Annotated in this window: 15 protein-coding genes; 6 read left to right on the plus strand and 9 right to left on the minus strand. The window is 61.0% G+C overall.

What is annotated here, in order from left to right:
- Nucleotides 1-109 precede the first annotated feature (109 nt).
- Nucleotides 110-397: a DUF4148 domain-containing protein gene (locus HV770_RS33285; protein ID WP_175165734.1), complete on the plus strand. Its 288-nt coding sequence runs from the start codon at nucleotides 110-112 to the stop codon at nucleotides 395-397.
- A 342-nt stretch (nucleotides 398-739) separates the two neighbouring features.
- Here HV770_RS33285 and HV770_RS33290 read toward each other — a convergent pair whose 3' ends face one another.
- The 5 genes from HV770_RS33290 to HV770_RS39595 form a co-directional block, all read right to left on the minus strand.
- Nucleotides 740-1,426: a response regulator transcription factor gene (locus tag HV770_RS33290; RefSeq protein WP_175165735.1), complete on the minus strand. Its 687-nt coding sequence runs from the start codon at nucleotides 1,424-1,426 to the stop codon at nucleotides 740-742.
- A 37-nt stretch (nucleotides 1,427-1,463) separates the two neighbouring features.
- Nucleotides 1,464-2,867, minus strand: a complete 1,404-nt coding sequence (locus tag HV770_RS33295) for a sensor histidine kinase (RefSeq protein ID WP_175165783.1) — start codon at nucleotides 2,865-2,867, stop codon at nucleotides 1,464-1,466.
- 7 nt (nucleotides 2,868-2,874) lie between these two features.
- Nucleotides 2,875-3,552 carry a response regulator transcription factor gene (locus HV770_RS33300; protein WP_175165736.1) on the minus strand — a complete coding sequence of 226 codons (678 nt, stop codon included), beginning with the start codon at nucleotides 3,550-3,552 and terminating at the stop codon, nucleotides 2,875-2,877.
- 43 nt (nucleotides 3,553-3,595) lie between these two features.
- The gene (locus tag HV770_RS33305) at nucleotides 3,596-3,970 is read right to left on the minus strand and encodes a hypothetical protein (RefSeq protein ID WP_175165737.1); all 375 of its coding nucleotides are present in this window, start codon (nucleotides 3,968-3,970) and stop codon (nucleotides 3,596-3,598) included.
- 207 nt (nucleotides 3,971-4,177) lie between these two features.
- The gene (locus HV770_RS39595) at nucleotides 4,178-4,456 is read right to left on the minus strand and encodes a winged helix-turn-helix domain-containing protein (protein ID WP_175165784.1); all 279 of its coding nucleotides are present in this window, start codon (nucleotides 4,454-4,456) and stop codon (nucleotides 4,178-4,180) included.
- Nucleotides 4,457-4,805: 349 nt separating this feature from the next.
- On the opposite strand from HV770_RS39595, the gene tcuC reads away from it, so the two are divergent.
- Nucleotides 4,806-6,134: an MFS transporter gene (tcuC, locus tag HV770_RS33315; protein ID WP_175165738.1), complete on the plus strand. Its 1,329-nt coding sequence runs from the start codon at nucleotides 4,806-4,808 to the stop codon at nucleotides 6,132-6,134.
- A 39-nt stretch (nucleotides 6,135-6,173) separates the two neighbouring features.
- On the opposite strand, the gene HV770_RS33320 is transcribed toward tcuC, so the two are convergent.
- The 4 genes from HV770_RS33320 to HV770_RS33335 form a co-directional block, all read right to left on the minus strand.
- Complete coding sequence (locus HV770_RS33320; RefSeq protein WP_175165739.1) at nucleotides 6,174-7,511, minus strand: ferredoxin reductase family protein; 1,338 nt, start codon at nucleotides 7,509-7,511, stop codon at nucleotides 6,174-6,176.
- A gap of 457 nt (nucleotides 7,512-7,968) precedes the next feature.
- A complete protein-coding gene (locus HV770_RS33325; protein ID WP_175165740.1) occupies nucleotides 7,969-8,592 on the minus strand; it encodes a heme-binding beta-barrel domain-containing protein in 624 nt (207 codons plus the stop codon).
- A 122-nt stretch (nucleotides 8,593-8,714) separates the two neighbouring features.
- Nucleotides 8,715-10,091 carry a sensor histidine kinase gene (locus HV770_RS33330; RefSeq protein WP_175165741.1) on the minus strand — a complete coding sequence of 459 codons (1,377 nt, stop codon included), beginning with the start codon at nucleotides 10,089-10,091 and terminating at the stop codon, nucleotides 8,715-8,717.
- On the minus strand, nucleotides 10,078-10,761 hold the full coding sequence (locus HV770_RS33335) for a response regulator transcription factor (protein ID WP_106285942.1): 684 nt from the start codon (nucleotides 10,759-10,761) through the stop codon (nucleotides 10,078-10,080). Before HV770_RS33335 ends, HV770_RS33330 begins: the two co-directional genes overlap by 14 nt.
- A 162-nt stretch (nucleotides 10,762-10,923) precedes the next feature.
- Between HV770_RS33335 and HV770_RS33340 the strand changes: the two genes are divergently transcribed.
- The 4 genes from HV770_RS33340 to HV770_RS33355 all read left to right on the plus strand — a co-directional run bounded on the left by HV770_RS33340 (nucleotide 10,924) and on the right by HV770_RS33355 (nucleotide 17,528).
- Nucleotides 10,924-11,601: a response regulator transcription factor gene (locus HV770_RS33340; RefSeq protein WP_175165742.1), complete on the plus strand. Its 678-nt coding sequence runs from the start codon at nucleotides 10,924-10,926 to the stop codon at nucleotides 11,599-11,601.
- A gap of 193 nt (nucleotides 11,602-11,794) precedes the next feature.
- Nucleotides 11,795-13,210: an efflux transporter outer membrane subunit gene (locus tag HV770_RS33345; RefSeq protein ID WP_175165743.1), complete on the plus strand. Its 1,416-nt coding sequence runs from the start codon at nucleotides 11,795-11,797 to the stop codon at nucleotides 13,208-13,210.
- On the plus strand, nucleotides 13,207-14,418 hold the full coding sequence (locus HV770_RS33350) for an efflux RND transporter periplasmic adaptor subunit (protein WP_175165744.1): 1,212 nt from the start codon (nucleotides 13,207-13,209) through the stop codon (nucleotides 14,416-14,418). Before HV770_RS33345 ends, HV770_RS33350 begins: the two co-directional genes overlap by 4 nt.
- A complete protein-coding gene (locus HV770_RS33355) occupies nucleotides 14,415-17,528 on the plus strand; it encodes an efflux RND transporter permease subunit (protein ID WP_175165745.1) in 3,114 nt (1,037 codons plus the stop codon). Before HV770_RS33350 ends, HV770_RS33355 begins: the two co-directional genes overlap by 4 nt.
- The last annotated feature ends 135 nt before the right edge of the window (nucleotides 17,529-17,663 follow it).

Here is a 17,663-nt window from a genome sequence, read left to right on the forward strand (position 1 = left end):
TCAGGTAGTCATCCGATAAAGGTGGCTGGTTATGCTGATCCTCAACCGGTTCTCGTGAGTCAAAACGCGCAGCGACCGGCTAATTAACCTAAATGTTGAGGATCAGAAAATGAAACGGATCACATTGGCGATCGTTCTCGCTGGAACGCTGTCGGCCGCAACGGCCTTTGCACAGTCGGCTCCGGCCGGTTCCGCTGGTAGCGCGCAAGTGAGCAGTCAGGCAGCTCAGGTCGCGTCGAATGTCACATCGGCGGGCGCGGCCAGTGGCCAGTGGGTGCCGCCATATGGTCAACCGGTGGCGCCAAAGACCCGCGCTCAGGTCTATCAAGAACTGGTGCACGCCGAGCAGGATGGGCAACTCGCTTATCTGAACTCGACGATCTATGCGCACCCGTAACGTAGCAAAGCGCCTTGGCCAACGGCGGCACGATGACGTCGTTGGCTGAGATTCGTGTCCTACAAACGCTTGTAATCTGGAGCCGAGATGAAGCGAAGCCGATTCACGAAAATCCGCATGGCCTTGATTCTGGCGACCGTTGCTAGCGGTCTGCTGTCCGGCTGCGCGGCGGACGCAACGAAGGTCGCCGACCAATGTGTGGGTCCACCAAGCTATTGCAACGTCTACTTTGGTGGATCATAGGGAGTGCGCTTCCCTTGGTCGGGAAGCGTACAGTCAGCGACATGCGAAGAGGAAAGAAGCGGGAAAGCCACGATGTGTCAGATCTACCGGCAACTTTCGTCAACCCTTCGTGAGCGTGAGCTGATAGCCGTAGCGTTTTAATGTATCGATGTGTACATCCGGATAATGCGGCGCGAGCTTGCGACGCAGACGCGATATGACAAGATTGACGCTCGAAGCAGCGACGTCATCGTGATCGGGCCACGCATAGCGGATCAGATCGGCGCGTGACACAGGCACATTCGGCTGGCGCAGCAGGCATTCAAGCAGCATGGATTCGCGGCGTGTTAAATAGAGCCGCTGTACCCCCAGCACCAGTTCCCGCGTGGCAGTATCGAATGTGGGACACACGGGCACCTGTCCCTCGCGTTGGACCGCCTCAGAGCCAACGCGCCGCAATGCATGCATGCGCTCGTGCAATTCAATGAAAGACAGCGGATAGCAGAAGCAGGCGTCGCCACCGGCTCGCAGTACCTGCGTCCTTTCCTTTGCGTGAGCCGCACCGAGCGCCACGATAATCGGTGCACCGCGGCTTTCGCTCGCGAGTTTCGGTAGGGCAGCTAGCAGGCACGCATACGGCGGAACGTCTGTCGACATGACAATCACTGCGTCAAAGCGCTCCTGCCCTGCCAGGAAGATTGCATCCTTCAGATCGTCGATGTGCTCGAGGCTGTGCGCGCTCTCGATCAGGGCTTTCTGAAGCCAGGCGGCCTCGGGTTGTGTACCGGTAACTAGTAGGACACGCATGAACTGTTGAGTGCTAGGGGCTGATTGAGAAAATCGGTCATGTCAATGTTTTGGTCCAGCACTGAATCGTCACGCGCGTGCCCGGGTTCGCATCGCTGATGCGCATGGAGTAGTCATGCACATTCACGACTGCCGAGACGATGCTCAGCCCGAGGCCGGAACCCGGCAGATGTCGCGTCCGGTCGCTGCGATAAAAGCGCTGCAGGACCGCGTTGCGTTCATCCGCTGGAATGCCCGGACCACTGTCGATGACATCGATCTGCGGGCCGCGCGACGTCCGAATGAGTTCGAGCCTGACGGTGCCTCCATCCGGTGTGAACTTGATCGCGTTGTCAAGCAGATTGCTGAGAGCTTCAAAAATCAACGCGCGGTCCGCATGCGTTGTGCCGACGCTCGCAATTTGTGTGACGACGCCGATTGACCGGCTCTCGGCCAGAGGTTCAAAGAGTTCGCCGACTTCCCTCAAAAGCGAGGCCAGTTGCATTTCCTCGAAACCGCCGCGACGTTGCAAGCTTCCAATTTCGGAGATACGCAGCATCGCACGGAAGCGCTCCAGCAGCGCATCCGTGTCGCGCCGTGCGTCATTTACTAGCTTGTTCAGCTCGGCGTCCGGTAGTCCGGCTATTCGCTCGTCAATGTGCATCAACGACGTGCGTATATGGCTAAGAGGCGTTCTGAGATCGTGAGCGATTCCGTCGCAGGTTCCTTTCACCTCGTTCATCAGCCTTTCGACTTCGGCGAGCATGTGATTGACCAACTGAGCAAGCATATCGATTTCATCGCGTCCCCCGGTCGGCAGACGTTGTCCGAGGTCGCCGCGTTGCGCAATACGTTGGGTCACGCGGCGGATTGCTTTCAGGCGTCGAGCCTGTCTGACGCTCAGTGCTAGTCCGGCAATGACGCCCGCGCTGAGACAAAAAAGACCACCGCCGATCAGCGCAATGATCATGGTCTGCCGTATGCGCAAGACATGCGTAAGATCTCTCGCGATCACCAGCGTGTCGCCGTTCGCGCGCTGGGCGGCCATGACGCGAACCATTGGGGCCGTTTCGTTGGCTCCGAGTGCGAGTTTGTTTCCGAGAGTCAACCCCACGCGATTAACGGGGACACCAGGCGGGCGCACGAGTATATCGCCAGCCAGATGCCGCCCGTCGGAAGCAAACAGGCCGTAAAAGTTCGGGTGCATGCGCTCGTGTTCAGAACGCTGGCGAACGGCGTCGGCGAGACTGTCGGCGGGAGTGGTGTCGAAATAGATCAATTGCCAGTGGAGGACTGCATCGGTTTCGCGGTCCATGACGAACGTGACCGAACGTTCCACCAGCACTAACAGCAGCATGACAGAAACGGAGAAGATCGCCGCGTAGACTGTCACAATGCGCAAGGTTGTTGAATGCCAGCGGCCGCCCAGCACCGGCTGCGAGGAGAATGCCTGGTCGCTCAAGATGCCGCTAGCCAAGTAAATATCCTGAACCGCGTACGGTCTGGATCAATGGTTGCACGCCAGGCGGATCGATTTTCTTGCGCAGACGGCCCATGTGAACATCGATCAGATTAGTGCCCGGGTCGAAGTGATAGCCCCATACTGCTTCGAACAGCATCGTGCGGGTGATTGTCTGACCCGCATGGCGCATCATGTATTGGAGTACACGATATTCGGTGGGGAGCAGCACGATTTCTTTGTCGTCGCGTGTAACCGTGCGTGCGACAAGATCGAGTTTGAGAGGACCGACCCGCAAGCTCGCCTCGGATTGTGCCGGTTGCACTTGCCGGCGGCGTAGCAGCACTTCTATGCGTGCTGTCATCTCGTCGGCATCGAAGGGTTTGGTGAGATAGTCGTCGCCGCCGGCGCGCAAGCCGCGAATGCGTTCGTCGACGTCGCCCAGCGCGCTCAGCATGAGCACGGGCGTCTGAATGCCGATGCCGCGCATCGTCCTAAGTATCGTCAAGCCGTCGGCGCCCGGTAGCATGCGGTCGAGGGTGATGACGTCGTACTCATCGCTGAACGCGCGCGCCATTCCCTCGCGGCCGTCCGCAACCCAATCGACGGTGAAGCCACGACTATTTAGCTCTCGCACGATTTCGCGCGCGGTCATCTCGTCATCTTCTATGGTCAACACTTTTGACATCGTCTTTCCTCGGTTCGCGTCCAACAGAGCAGCGCGAGATGCGCTAATTCGGCATGCAGTGCTCCTGGTCGAGGGCCACCAGATGCTCGGTTATCGCTTCGCGCAGTTGTGCGAGGCTGTGCGTCGGTAATGCGAACCCGGTCCATCCCAACCCGCTATGCCGAAGGATCAGTACCGCGCCGTCATACAGCGGGTGCTTTTCGGTATGCCAGCAGGGGTCCATCTCCAGTACAAACTGCTGCTGTGGGGACGGCTGCAGGGGAATATCGGGGCGCATTCCCGCACGCAGGTAGCTCAGACGGTAAATCACGCCGTCGATGTCTTCTGCGTCTAGAAGCACCGCTACATTTTCAATACCCATGCGTATCGTGGGTTTTCCGTGTTCGTTGACGACTTCGAGACTCATAGCTTGCGGCATTGCGTGCTCCCAGGATAGATTGTCCTCGCCCATTATTGCGCGCGGAAAACCCCGGCTGTCTGAAAGAGCGCGATGCTTTGATGAAATTTTCTTTAAACACGAGACTATCCTAAGAGTTCCCGCGTTGAAGAGGCATGTTGCAGCTTAGTCCTGGTCGCATTTCAGGGCTTTCGCCCGCACATTAAAAAATTTTAATGGGGCGTCGGCTCAAGCCGGCGGCTCGACATGCCTGTATCTCAACATGTAGCCAGCGCTGACAACGGTATGGCTAGGTGCCACCGCAAAGCCTTTATCGACCTTATTCAGTAGACGATTGACAGGCGTATCGACGAGGTTCGCGCGGGGTTCGAAATCGTATGTCCATGCTGCATCGAGCGACATACTGCGCGTGACGACTTGCGGTCTCGCCTGAACTCCGATCGATGTCCATCGAGATCCTCGATGCTGCCACTGGTTGCACTGTTCAACTGCTATGCCGGCCACCATTGCTGGCGACGCAAGGCGCTGCTCTAAAAGCGAGCGCTTTTTGCAAAGTTGAGCGCTGTACCCGATCACCGACGCGCGGCCACGGCAGCTTCGACGTGCAAAGAGATTAACTAATCTTCATCGTTTGGGTAGCAAGCCGATACCGGCAGCAGACTACGCTGGTTAGCAGCCTGTTTACACGTTTAGTACCCAAGCGGTCGGCTATCCGGCTTGCCCGGCAAATCAGTATGAATGTCGTGATATCGCATTCGCGCCTATTCACTACGTCTTTGGTCGTGCCCAAACGACGATAGCCAACACCTGCAAAACGCCAACAAAACGGGAGATCGCAATTCCTTGGAGCCAATCCATGCAGTCCAGCTCAACTGACTCCCACCGCCGACAGTCGCCGATTGTCGCCATCTTTCGCGTGACAGCCGGTAATTTTCTTGAGCAGTTCGATTTTTTTCTCTTCGGCTTTTACGCCACGCAGATCGCCGCCGCCTTCTTTCCTCTGCATAGCGAGTTCGCTTCGTTAATCTCCACCTTTGCGGTATTCGGTGCTGGGTTTCTGATGCGCCCGCTTGGCGCGGTATTTCTCGGCGCCTACATCGACGACGTCGGCCGGCGCAAGGGCCTTATCATGACACTTGGCCTCATGGCCAGCGGTACCGTACTGATAACGTTCGTGCCTCGGTACTCGACAATCGGGCTGCTGGCGCCGGCTCTCGTGCTGATTGGCCGCTTGCTCCAAGGCTTTGCGGCGGGCGCCGAGCTCGGCGGGGTTTCTGTTTATCTAGCGGAATTGGCGTCGCCAGGAAAGAAAGGTTTCTATACCAGTTGGCAGTCAGCCAGCCAGCAATTGTCGATCGTCGTCGCCGCGAGTCTCGGGTTCGCGCTGAACCGACTGATGGATCCGGCGGCTGTCGCGGCATGGGGATGGCGTATCCCATTCTTCATCGGTTGCCTGGTTGTGCCGTTCGTGTTCATGCTCCGATACAAGCTCGAGGAAACAGAGGCATTCAAGAGGCGCGAGACTCGACCAGCGATGCGCGATGTGATCCGCACCCTGGCCGCTAACTGGAAGGTCGTGGTAGCTGGAGCGATGCAGGTAGCCATGACCACCACCAGCTTCTACCTCATTACTGTCTATGCACCGACATTCGGCAAGACTGCCTTGCGCTTGGGCACGGCGGACAGCCTGCTCGTGACCGTCTGTGTCGGCCTGTCGAACTTTATCTGGCTGCCGGTTAGCGGTGCCTTGTCGGACCGGGTAGGGCGCCGGCCGCTGCTGCTGTCGGCAACTGTGCTTGCGCTCGCCACCGCGTACCCCGCACTTTCGTTTCTGGCCGACGCGCCGACATTCGGCAGAATGCTAGCAGTGCTGCTTTGGCTTTCGTTCCTCTACAGTATGTACAACGGTGCAATGGTCGTGTCCCTTGAGGAAGTGATGCCACCGGAGGTGCGCGTTGCGGGGTTTTCGCTTGCTTATAGTGCTGCGACTGCGCTATTCGGCGGCTTCACGCCGGCAATCTCCACCGCATTGATCCACGCGACGCACGACAATGCGGCACCTGCCTGGTGGTTGAGCTTTGCTGCGGCATGCGCATTCTTCGGTACCTTGGCTTTGTGTCGGCATAAGCCGGCGTCTGCGAGTCCGGCTTCAGCACGCGAATCCCGGTCTGTTCCGCGACCTTAGTCAGCACGGGCGCTTATCCCTTCTGACCGCCAATCCGAATCAGCGCATGTCGAATAGCTCCTGATGGAAGTCTTCGTGCGCTAATCCCCGTGCAACCAGATCGTGCCGCAAGTTCTGGCCGAAACTCGCTGGCCCGCAGAACCAGACATCGGAGCACATCCAGTCGGGCACGATCTCACGGACGCGCTGCCCGGTCAGGCGGTCGTCCTTGCCGCTAATCAGCACGTGAAGGCGCACTTGGGCGGCAATTGCCAGTTGACTCAGCTCGCGGACAAACTCGTCGTCCATGGCGTTGGTGCTATAGAACAGGTCCACTGCGCGTTTATCGGAATGACGCTCTCGCGCTTGCATTCGCGCGAGAAATGGGGTTATTCCAATTCCACCGGCGATCCAGATCTGTCTTGGTTTGTCGCTGCGAAAGTCGAAGCGGCCATAGGGCCCTTCAACGCTGACACGGTCGCCAGTCTTCAGAACGGCCGGCAATTGCTCGGTGTAGTCGCCAATGCTCTTGATATGAAAGCGCACTTTGCCGTCGTCGTGCCACGCCGAGGAGATTGTGAACGGATGCGCACCCTCGCGCGCGTCGAACGTGACGAAGGCAAATTGTCCGGCGGCATGACCCAACCAGTGGTCCTTGAGTTTGATGACTATGCTGAGTACCCGCATCTCCCGGTAATGCACAAGCTCCTCGATACGCCCGGCTGCTTGTCGCGTTCGTCCGATACGGCGCAGCAGCGAGATGGACGTGGCCACCATGGCCAGAAAAATCAGCAGTGCTATGACTGGTCCAATCGCCGTGGTCCAGTAGCCGTGCTTCATGAGTACCACCGCATGGAACGCTAATAGCGGGTACGCAACTGCCAGCAGCCGATGTGTCTTGAAGAAATGCCGGTAAGGAAAGGCTTTCAGCAATGCAACGACGATGATCGCAACCGTTGCATAGAACGTCCATTCGCCAATCCCTTTCGCGAGCCCATGCTGCGCGTCTAGAATCTGCACAAAGGCTGACGGCGCGAGCGATGGTGACAAGGCGCGCTCGCGCAACGGCCTTTGCATCCACCCCAGGCCGATTAGCCAGTTTGGAGACTTTGCACACAGCCAGTGGAGTGTGCAAAGCACCAGTGCGCTGATACCGAGCCATTTGTGCAGTCGGTACATCTTGTCCAGGCCACCGAGAAAGCGCTCCATGCTGGTCGGCCGGACTGCCATAACGATGCCCGAGCTCATGCAGCCGATCGCGAGAATGCCGGTCAGGTTGATCATTGACAGTTGCAAGGCGCGGAATCCATGCGAGCCGGGCAATGAACTTTCAGCGATTAGCCAGAGCAGGGCCAGCCCCGTCAGCAAAAGCAGATAGGTTAATCTGATGTTTTTCATGATGTGGATGCGCCGCAGTGTGACTCCGGTGGCGCAGTCGTCGAGCCGCCCTGGAGCTGAGAACACGGTTGAAACGGCCTGCCGTTAGTTGGCAGCAGCCGCGACCCTTCGTCCGGCTATGTCGACGGTTTCTCGGGGTGCCGATCTTACTGCCGCACGGTGAGCGGGCCAGACTGACGCAATTGATCAATAGCCGAGGGGGGCGGGCGATTGGATGTATGCGATGTTGAGGGTCGACAGATCCGGGAAGAAGCTTCCGACCCGTCGCCGTTTCGTGCCTGCGCCCGCTCACTATTCTCGTGAGTTAAAGAAAGTTTGCGGACGAGCCAATGTAGCCCGTACAGCCTAAAAATTCAGCCGCCGGAACATGAAGTTATTTTTATGCAGTTGTCAGTGCAATCGCTCACCGCGCGTTGCCTGAGTAGCGTCGCGGCGAGACGCGGGCTTGCGAGATGAACTAGCTTGCTTTGCTGAGGGCGCTGGAGTCAACGTGAGTGAACGACTTGCCGTAAACATGTAATTGCGTTTTTTGCGCGTATTTCAATGTATCTCCGGTCATGTCGAACGTGATCGAGAAAACACTTGTCGCGTCGTTCTTCAGCATGTACTGAGATTCGGCTACCCCGTTAGATTTTGACGTTAGAGTCATCTTATCGCCGGCTTTTCCTTCCGCCACAACGCAGACCGCCCGGGGAATACAAAATGAGTCATAGACAGTCTGGTTCTTCTTGTCGTAAATCAGATAGCCGCGCTGGTCATGGAACTGTTTGTTGTCTCTTTTTCGGAACACCTTCAGCGTGTAAGCCATTGCCACCAGGTATTGATCGCTGGCATTCGTTGCATCCGCTGCGGGTTCAAAGGTCAACTGTTCGTAATAAGGTTCCACTGCGGGATTGCCGGTACCTACTCTGGAACCCACTTGACCGGGCGCCACGTCGAGGCCGCCGGCAGCAACGGTTCTCCAGGTTCCGGCCAGTTTGGCTAATGGACCGAAGTCCATTCCTTTAAGGACGGTTCCCTGCGCGTAGGCGGTGGACATGGTCGACAGGGCGATTGCAAAACAAACGACGTATTTATTCACGATTGACGTTCCGTTATTCAAAAGAGGTTTTCTTGTCTGATGGCTATTTGACAACAGAAACTAACGTCAATTGTTTTATGTCCTGTAATTCCAGGTTTCAAAAAAGCCTGCGCGCCGATCGATCATCGGCTATCTGCCAGTTGACTTTGCGCGGGTTTGAACAGACTGATCTCGCAACCGACGTCCGCGTCGTGGAACTCCAGCGTCATGCCGTGCATGCCGGCCACGGCCGCGACAAGACTGAGCCCCAGGCCGCTGCCGGGCGTACGACGGCTCGCCTCGCCACGATAAAAGCGGCGTAGGACGGCATCGCGCTCGGCCCGTGCGATGCCTGGTCCATCGTCCTTCACCGTGACACCGGTGCCTCTTGTGTCGTGCCACAGCGTGATATGCACGACTCCGCCATCCGGTGCGAACTTGATGGCGTTTTCGACCAGATTCGCAAGCGCCTCGAACAACAGGTTTGGATCGCCCCGGATCTCCAGCGGGCCGGACACGGTGCGCTGCAGTCGGAAGCCAATCTGCTTGTCTTCGGCGGTCGGCTCATAGAATTCGAACACGTCGTCGGCCACCGCGGCCAGATCGACGCTGGTGAAGCCGGCGCGGCGCACGCCGCTTTCGATTTCCGAAATGCGCAGCAGGGCGTTGAAAGTACGTAGCAAGCCGCTGGTTTCCACGATGGTTTCGTCAATGGCCGCGCGATACTCCGCCTCGGTTCTGGCGCGCCGTTGCGCACGTTCGAGTCCGCCGAGCACCCGCGTGAGCGGCGTGCGTAGATCGTGCGCAATCGCATCGCACACGCCTTTGACCTCGTTCATCAGGCGTTCGATTTCGTCGAGCATGCCGTTCACGACGACCACCAGCCGGTCTATGTCGTCGCGTTTCGCATGCACCGGCAAGCGCCTGCTGAGATTGCCGGCGACGATCTCCTCGATCGAAGCGGTCACCGCATCGAACCGCCGCATCGCGGAGATGCCGATCAGGGTCGCCCCGATCAGGCCGATCACGAGCGTGATCATGGCGGTGGAGAGCAGCGCATGCAGCAGTTCGTCGTCGAAGTGGTCGAGCTCGAGGGTGTTCTGGCATTGCAAAGCGATGCGGTTATCGGGCACGTGCGCAGCGATGCATCGGCCAGGCGGTTGGCCGGGCAGATTGGCGAGTCGCATCGAAAACGGCTGGTCAAAGACGGGGATCGCCGGCTGACCGCCCGCATAGCCGCCGGCAAGGTGTTTGCCGCTGGCTTCGAACAGGCCGAACGGGCGCTGGCGGCGCGGATCGAACTGGTTTTGATGTTCGAATCGCGCGACCAGTTCATCCGGCGCTTCGCGTTTCAACTCTGCGTGCTCGCGAAGCAGCCAGTCGTCGATGCGTTCCTGTTCGAAGCCGGTGATCTCGCGGTACAGGTAACCGAACAGCAGCAGCGCGATCACGCCGAACAACACAAGAAACAGCGTGGCGAGGCGGTAGCCGGTGGTGCGGTGCAGTTCAGTCAGGCGCATGGAGCATGTACCCCGAACCGCGCACGGTATCGATCATCGGAGCCGTGCCGTCCGGGTCGAGCTTCTTCCTGAGACGGCTGATGTGCACGTCGATTACGTTGGTCCGCTCGTCGAGCCGGTAGTCCCATACCGCTTCGAACAGCATGGTGCGGCTCACCACCTGGCCCTGGTGCTGCATCAGATATTCGAGCAGCCGGTACTCGCGCGGCAGCAGCGGTACCGGGCGGCCGGCGCAGGTCACTTCGCGTTTGAGCGGGTCCAGACGCAACGGGCCGACCAGGTACTCCTGCACACCGGGCGCCGCCTCCCGACGGCGCATCAACGCATCGAGCCGCGCGGTCAGTTCGATGAACTCGAACGGCTTGGTCAGATAGTCGTCGCCGCCGGCGCGCAAACCGCGCACACGTTCGTCGACCGCCGACAGCGCGCTCAGGATCAACACTGGCGTGAGCACGCCGGCGCTGCGCAACGCCGACAGCATGCCGAGCCCTTCGAGGCCGCCCGGCAACATGCGATCGAGCACGATGGCGTCGTAACTGTTGGCGACCGCGAACATCAAACCGTCGCGGCCAGTGCTCGCGGTTTCGACCCTGCAGCCGTGGTCGGTGAGCGCTTCAACGATCTCTGCGAGAGTCTGCTCGTCGTCCTCGACGACCAATACGTTCAACATGCCTTTTTCCAGAAATGAGCGAGCGTCGAACCTGCGCTGGCCAGCCGATTTACACTAGGCTCGTACCTACGACGTGGGTAGTATGCCGTGTGAAGCCGTGCAGGCGTTTCGCGCCAACATGAAAAAATTTTAATGTAATCCCCTTAACGTAAGCCGCAGCGCATGCGAATCCTGCTGATCGAAGACGATAAGCGCGCCAGCCAGTTCCTGGCGCGTGGCCTGAGCGAGAGTGGTCTGATTGTCGATTCGGTGGCCGACGGCGCGACCGGGCTCGCCTATGCGCGCGAGGGCATCTACGACGTGATTGTGACTGATCGGCGCTTGCCGGCGCTTGCCGGCATGGTCCTCGTCCAGCAGTTGCGCGCCGGCGGGGACACGACGCCGGTGCTGATGCTGTCCGCGGTCGGCGGCCTGAACGAACGCGTGGAGGCGATTCGCGCGGGTTGCGACGACTATCTCGTCAAGCCATATGCCTTCGTCGAAGCGCTGGCCAGAATCGAGGCGCTCGCGCGGCGCGCCGATCGCAGCAGGATGAGCGAGCGGCTCGAATGCGCGGATCTGGTACTCGACACGCGGGCGCGGACCGCAAGCCGCGGCGGTCGTGATCTGCGTCTGCAGCACCGCGAATTTTTGCTGCTCGAATGTTTGTTGCGCCGCGAGGGGCAGGTCGTGACGCGCAGCATGCTGCTCGAGGCCGCGTGGAATTACGATTTCGAGCCGCGCGGCAACATCATCGATATGCACATGCATCGGCTGCGGGCTAAGGTGGACCGCGATTTCCCGCGGGCGCTGATTCATACGGTGGTCGGCGCCGGATATGTGCTGAACCCGGCGCCCTGACACGCGCGCCAAGCCTTGCAAGCCCCGATTCGGTGCGCCGACGCTACGTATCGCGCCGCATTAAATTTTTTTAATCGATGGGCGAAAGCGCCGACAGGACCCGCTGACTAATCTGGCGACATTGCCTTGTTAGGGTTCTCCCATGTCAGGACCGTCCCGTTCCGCGCAGACATCGCGCACAGCGAGTCCTCCCGTGCTCCTTTCCTGCGTGCGCGCCGTATGTGCGCTCGGCCTCGCGGCGCTCGCCGGCTGCTCGCTTGTGCCTGCCTATCAACGGCCTGGCGCACCGCTGGCGCAATCCTTCGACGGGGCGGCCGGTGGGTCGCTCGCCGCTACCGTGCCAGTCAGAAGCGGCTGGTGGCGCGAGTATCACGACCCCGCGCTCGACGCGCTGATCGATCGCAGTCTGCGCAACAACTTCACGCTAGCGTCCGCGATTGCGAGCGTCGAACAGGCGCGCGGCAACGCCGAGCGAGCCGGTGCGCCGCAGTATCCGTCGCTATCGGTCGGCGCCAGCTTCGATCGCAGCCATCAGGGACGCGGCTCGACCACGAAGACCCAGAGCCTGTTCGCCGAAGCCAGTTACGAGGTGGACTTCTGGGGCTTCAACGCCGCCAACGCCAGCGCCGCCGACTTGCTTGCGCGCGCCTCCGGCTTCGATCGCGACACAGTGGCGCTGACGCTGACCGCTTCGGTCGCCGACACCTATTTTGAGGTGCAAAGCCTGCGCCGCCGGCTCGCGATCGCGCGTTCCATTTCCGACGATGCCGCGCGCATTCTGCAACTGCTGATCGCACAACAGCGGGCGGGCGTAGCGACCGAATTGCAGGTGCAGCAGCAGCGCAACGCGCTGGCCACCTTCCAGGCGGCCGTGCCGGCGCTGCAACAGCAGCTCGACACGAACATTCATGCGCTTGCGGTGCTGGTGGGCACCGCGCCTGAACACTTCGCCGTCAGCGACGCCACGCTTGCCGACATCCCGATTCCGCGGCCGCGCCCGAATCTGCCCGCGAGCCTGCTGGAAACGCGTCCCGACATCCGTTCGAAGGAAGCGCAGTTGCAGTCGGCGAATCAGAGTGTCGGCGCGGCGCGCGCGGCCTTTCTGCCGGACCTCGTGCTGACCGCGGACGGCGGACTGAGCAGCAAGTCGCTGTCGCATTTCCTGTCGAGCCCGTTCGCCAGTCTCGCCACCTCGCTGGCGGCGCCAATCCTCGACGGCGGCGCGCTGCGTGGCCAGTTGCACGCGAGCCAGGCGGCCGAAGCGAAGGGCGTCGCGGATTACCGGCAAGCCGTCATCACCGCGCTGCAGGACGTGGAGGACTCGCTCACGGCGGCGCAACAGCAGCAGGTCGCGGAAGCCGCTGACCAGGACGCCGCCGACGCCGCCCGCAAAGCCGCCGCGCTCGCGCAAACCCAGTACAAGCTCGGCACCGTCGACTTTCTGACCGTGCTCGACGCGCAACGCACGCTGTATCAGTCCGAAGACACGCTGGTGCAGGCGCGGCTCGCGCGCCTCCAGGCGTCCGTGAGCCTGTTTCGCGCGTTCGGCGGCGGCTTCGGCGTGACCGACAGCAGCATTGCCCCCTCTTCTATGGCTTCCAGCTCATGAAATCCGCAGACCTTCCGAACCGTGAAGCGCCGCGTGCGCGCCGGCGCGTCCTTTTCGCCGCAGCGTTCGTCATCCTTATCGTGATTCTCGGGGCGTCGAGCTGGCCGAAGCATCGGGCTGCCAAGCCGGCCGCCGCCGTGCCGGTCAATGCCGGCCATCCGGTTAGCCGCGATTTCCCGATCCGCGTCGCGGCCGTGGGGACGGTTCAGGCGCTCAATACCGTGGACGTCAAAGTGCGCGTGGACGGCCAGTTGCAGCGCATCGCCTTCACCGAGGGACAGGACGTCAAGGCAGGCCAACTGCTGGCGCAGCTCGATCAGGGACCGCTCACTGCCCAGTTGCATCAAGCGCAGGCGGCGCAGCGTAAAGATCAGGCATCGCTCGAAAACGCGCGGCTCGATCTCACGCGTTACTCGCAACTCGTCGGCATCGGCGCGGCGACGACTCAGGCGGTGGATACTGCGAAGGCGCAAGTGGACGCGCTCTCAGCGACGGTCGCAGCGGACGCCGCGCTGGTCCAGAGCGACCAGCTACAACTGGGCTTCACCACGCTCGCCGCGCCGTTTACCGGACGCGTCGGCGCGCGCGAGGCCGATATCGGCGCGATCGTCCATCCGACCGACACCACCGGCATCGTCACCGTCACGCAGATGGAGCCGATCACCGTGCTGTTCTCCGTGCCGCAGGACGTGCTGCCTGAAGTGCTCGCGAATCAGGCGAAAGCGCCGCTAGGGGTGAACGTGACCACGCGTTCCGGCAGCACGCCGCTCGCCGACGGCACGCTGGTGTTCATCGATAGCACGGTCGACCCCACGACCGGCCAGATCAGGCTCAAGGCTTCGTTCACCAACCAGGACCGCAAGCTGTGGCCCGGCGAGCTGGTGAATGCGCGCGTGCTGGTGCGCACCGATAGGCAGCGGCTCGCGGTGCCGAGCCGCGCGGTGGTGAACTCGCAGAACGGCACGCAGCTCTATGTGATCGCCGCGAACGGCACGGCGCAGCTGCGCCCGGTGCAAAGCGGGGTCACCGTCGATGGCATGACGGAGATACGCAGCGGCATCGCGCCCGCGGATCTCGTCGTGTTCGATGGCCAAAGCCGCTTGAACCCGGGCGTGCATGTGACGGCGACCACGGTTCCCGCCAGTTCCGAAGCGCCGCCCAACGCGAATTTGGCAGGCAGCCAGACCAATGAGGACAATCCGTCATGAGCCTCATGGAATTGTTCATCAAGCGGCGCATCGCGACCAGTTTTCTGGCGATCGCAGTGCTGCTGGTCGGCGCGGTGGCGTATTTTCTGCTGCCGGTCGCGCCGCTGCCGCAGGTCGATTTTCCGACCATCCAGGTTGTCGCCCAGTTACCCGGCGCGAGCGCGGAAACCATGGCGACCTCGGTGGCGACACCGTTGGAGCGGCAACTTTCGCTGATTGCGGGCGTGACGCAGATGACGTCGTCGAGTTCGCTCGGCAATACCAGCATTGCCGTGCAATTCGATCTGTCGCGCGACATCGATGGCGCGGTGCAGGATGTGCAGACGGCGATCAATGCGGCCGGCGGCACGTTGCCGAAGAACCTGCCGAACCCGCCGACCTATCAGAAAGTCAACCCGGCCGACTTCACGTTGTTGTCACTGGCGCTGACTTCGCCCTCGCTGACGCTCACGCAGCTCGACAGCTACGCCGAAGACTATCTGGCGCAACAGATCTCGCAGATGCCCGGCGTCGGTCTCGTTGATTTCCACGGCCAGCAGCGGCCCGCAGTGCGTATTCAGCTCGACCCCGACAAGCTCACCGCGCGCGGCCTGACGCTGGAAGACGTGCGCTCGATCGTCGGCGTGCAGACGGTCAATGCACCGAAGGGCAGCCTGAACGGCCCGGATCGCTCGGTGATCTTCAACGCGACGGACCAGATCACGACCGCCTCGCAGTATCGCGATCTGGTGGTCGCGTACAAGAACGGCGCGCCGATTCGCGTGTCCGATCTCGGCACCGTGCTGAACGCCGCCGAGGACAACCAGCAGGCCGCATGGCTTCAGTCCGAACGCGCGATCGTCCTCGATATTCACAAGCAGCCCGGCTATAACGTCGTGCAGACGATTGCCAACATCAAGGCGAAGCTGCCCGCGCTCGAAGCAATGCTGCCCGCGGCCGCGCATCTGCATGTGGTGGGCGATCGCACGCAGACCATCAATGCGTCGGTGCACGACGTGCAGTTCACGCTGATGCTGACGATCGCGCTCGTCGTCATGGTGATCTTCTCGTTCCTGCGCAACGTATGGGCGACCATCATTCCGAGCCTGACGATTCCGCTGTCGCTGGTCGCCACGTTCGGCGTCATGTATCTGCTCGGCTATAGCCTCGACAATCTGTCGCTGATGGGCTTGACCATCGCGGTAGGCTTCGTGGTGGACGATGCGATCGTCGTGATCGAAAACGTCATGCGGCATATCGAAGAGGGCGTGCCGCGCATGAAGGCCGCCTTGCTTGGCGCGATGGAAGTGCGCTTCACGATCATTTCGATGACTATCTCGCTGATCGCCGTGTTCATCCCGATCCTGTTGATGGGCGGCATCGTCGGCCGGCTGTTCCGCGAATTCGCAGTGACGGTGAGCGCCGCGATCGTGATGTCGGCGCTAGTATCGCTCACCGTTACGCCGATGCTGTGCGGTTGGCTGATCCGTTTGCCCGAGCCGGGCGGCGGCGGCCGGGTGCGCAGGCTCGAAGCATGGCTTGAAGCCGTGTTTAGCGCAGTAGAGCGGCGCTACGAGCGTGGCCTCGATTGGGTGCTGGACCACCAGAAGCTGATGCTGGCTGTCACCGTGGCGACGATCGTGGCGACCGGCGCGTTGTTCGTCGCGATCCCCAAGGGATTTTTCCCGCAGGAGGACTCCGGTCTGATCATGGGCGTCGCCCAAGCCGCGCCGGACATTTCGCCCCGCTCGATGTCGCAGAAGATGCAGCAGGTGGGTCATATCATCGAGGCCGACCCCGCCGTCGACAACGTTTACTACTGGATGGGCGCTAACCCGACCGTGAGCCAGGGGCGCGTCATGATCAACCTGAAATCGTTCGCTCAGCGCAAGGACAGTGCTGTGCAGGTGCTCAATCGTTTAAAGCCGCAGTTGGCGAAGCTCATGGGCATCTCGGTGTCGATGCAGGTCCGGCAGGATATTCAGGTGGGTGGCCGTATCAGCGCCGCGCAGTATCAGTACACGTTGCAGGAACCTGACATCAACGAGTTGGATCACTGGGCGGGCGTACTGACCGATCGCCTGTCGAAGCTGCCGCAACTGGCCGACGTCACGTCCGACCAGCAGGCCGCCGCTACCAGCGCAACACTCGTGATCGATCGCAGCACCGCTTCGCGTTTCGGCATCACGGCGCAAGCCATCGACGACACGCTTTACGACGCATTCGGCCAGCGGCAGATTGCGACGCTGTTCACGGAGCTGAATCAGTACCACGTCGTCGAAGAAGTCGATCCGCGCTTTCAATTGACGACGGATGCACTGGCGCATCTCTACGTGCGCTCGCCGCTCACGAACGAACTCGTGCCGCTCGATACGCTTGCCAGGATCGAAAACAACGTGTCGCCGATCTCGGTGAATCACCAGGGCTTGTTCCCGGCCGTGACGATCTCGTTCAATCTGGCGGCGGCTCAGTCGCTTGGCAACGCGGTGGCGGCGATTCGCCAGGCCGAAGTCGCGGCGGGCAAGCCGGATAGTTTGACGGGCTCGTTTCAGGGCACTGCGCAGGCGTTCCAGGCGTCGCTCGCGAGTGAGCCGTATCTGATCGCGGCGGCGCTCGTCGTGGTGTATCTGATTCTCGGCATCCTGTACGAAAGCGCGATTCACCCGCTCACCATCATTTCTACGCTGCCCTCAGCGGGCGTGGGCGCCTTGCTTGCGTTGATGCTGTGTGGTCAGGATCTGTCGATCATGGGAATGATCGGCATCATCTTGCTGATTGGCATCGTCAAGAAGAACGCGATCATGATGATCGACTTCGCGCTGGTGGCCGAGCGCGAGCGAGGTTTGTCGCCGCGCGATGCGATCCGGCAGGCCTGTGTGCTGCGCTTCCGCCCGATCATGATGACGACGCTCGCCGCGCTGTTCGGCGCGCTGCCGCTTGCGCTCGGACATGGCGCGGGCGCCGAATTGCGCGTGCCGCTCGGCATAGCGATTGTCGGCGGACTGATTGTTTCGCAAATGCTGACGTTGTTCACGACGCCGGTCGTGCACCTGTGGTTTGACCGTCTGGCGCATTGGCACGCTGATCGGCGCGCGACAGGCAGTGTCGTCGAGCGGGAGGCGGTCGGTTGACTGGCTTCTGCGTGCCAGGGGTTTTTCTTCCTGTCGCCATGGGCGCCGCTGATTCCGCGCGGCCGCCGTGCGCTGAAATCGGGCTGCAGACGTTACCGCTGAGCTTGGGACAGCCTCGCTTCGCATCTCCGATGG

It is taken from the genome of Paraburkholderia fynbosensis (genome assembly GCF_902859935.1).
Lineage (GTDB): Bacteria > Pseudomonadota > Gammaproteobacteria > Burkholderiales > Burkholderiaceae > Paraburkholderia > Paraburkholderia fynbosensis.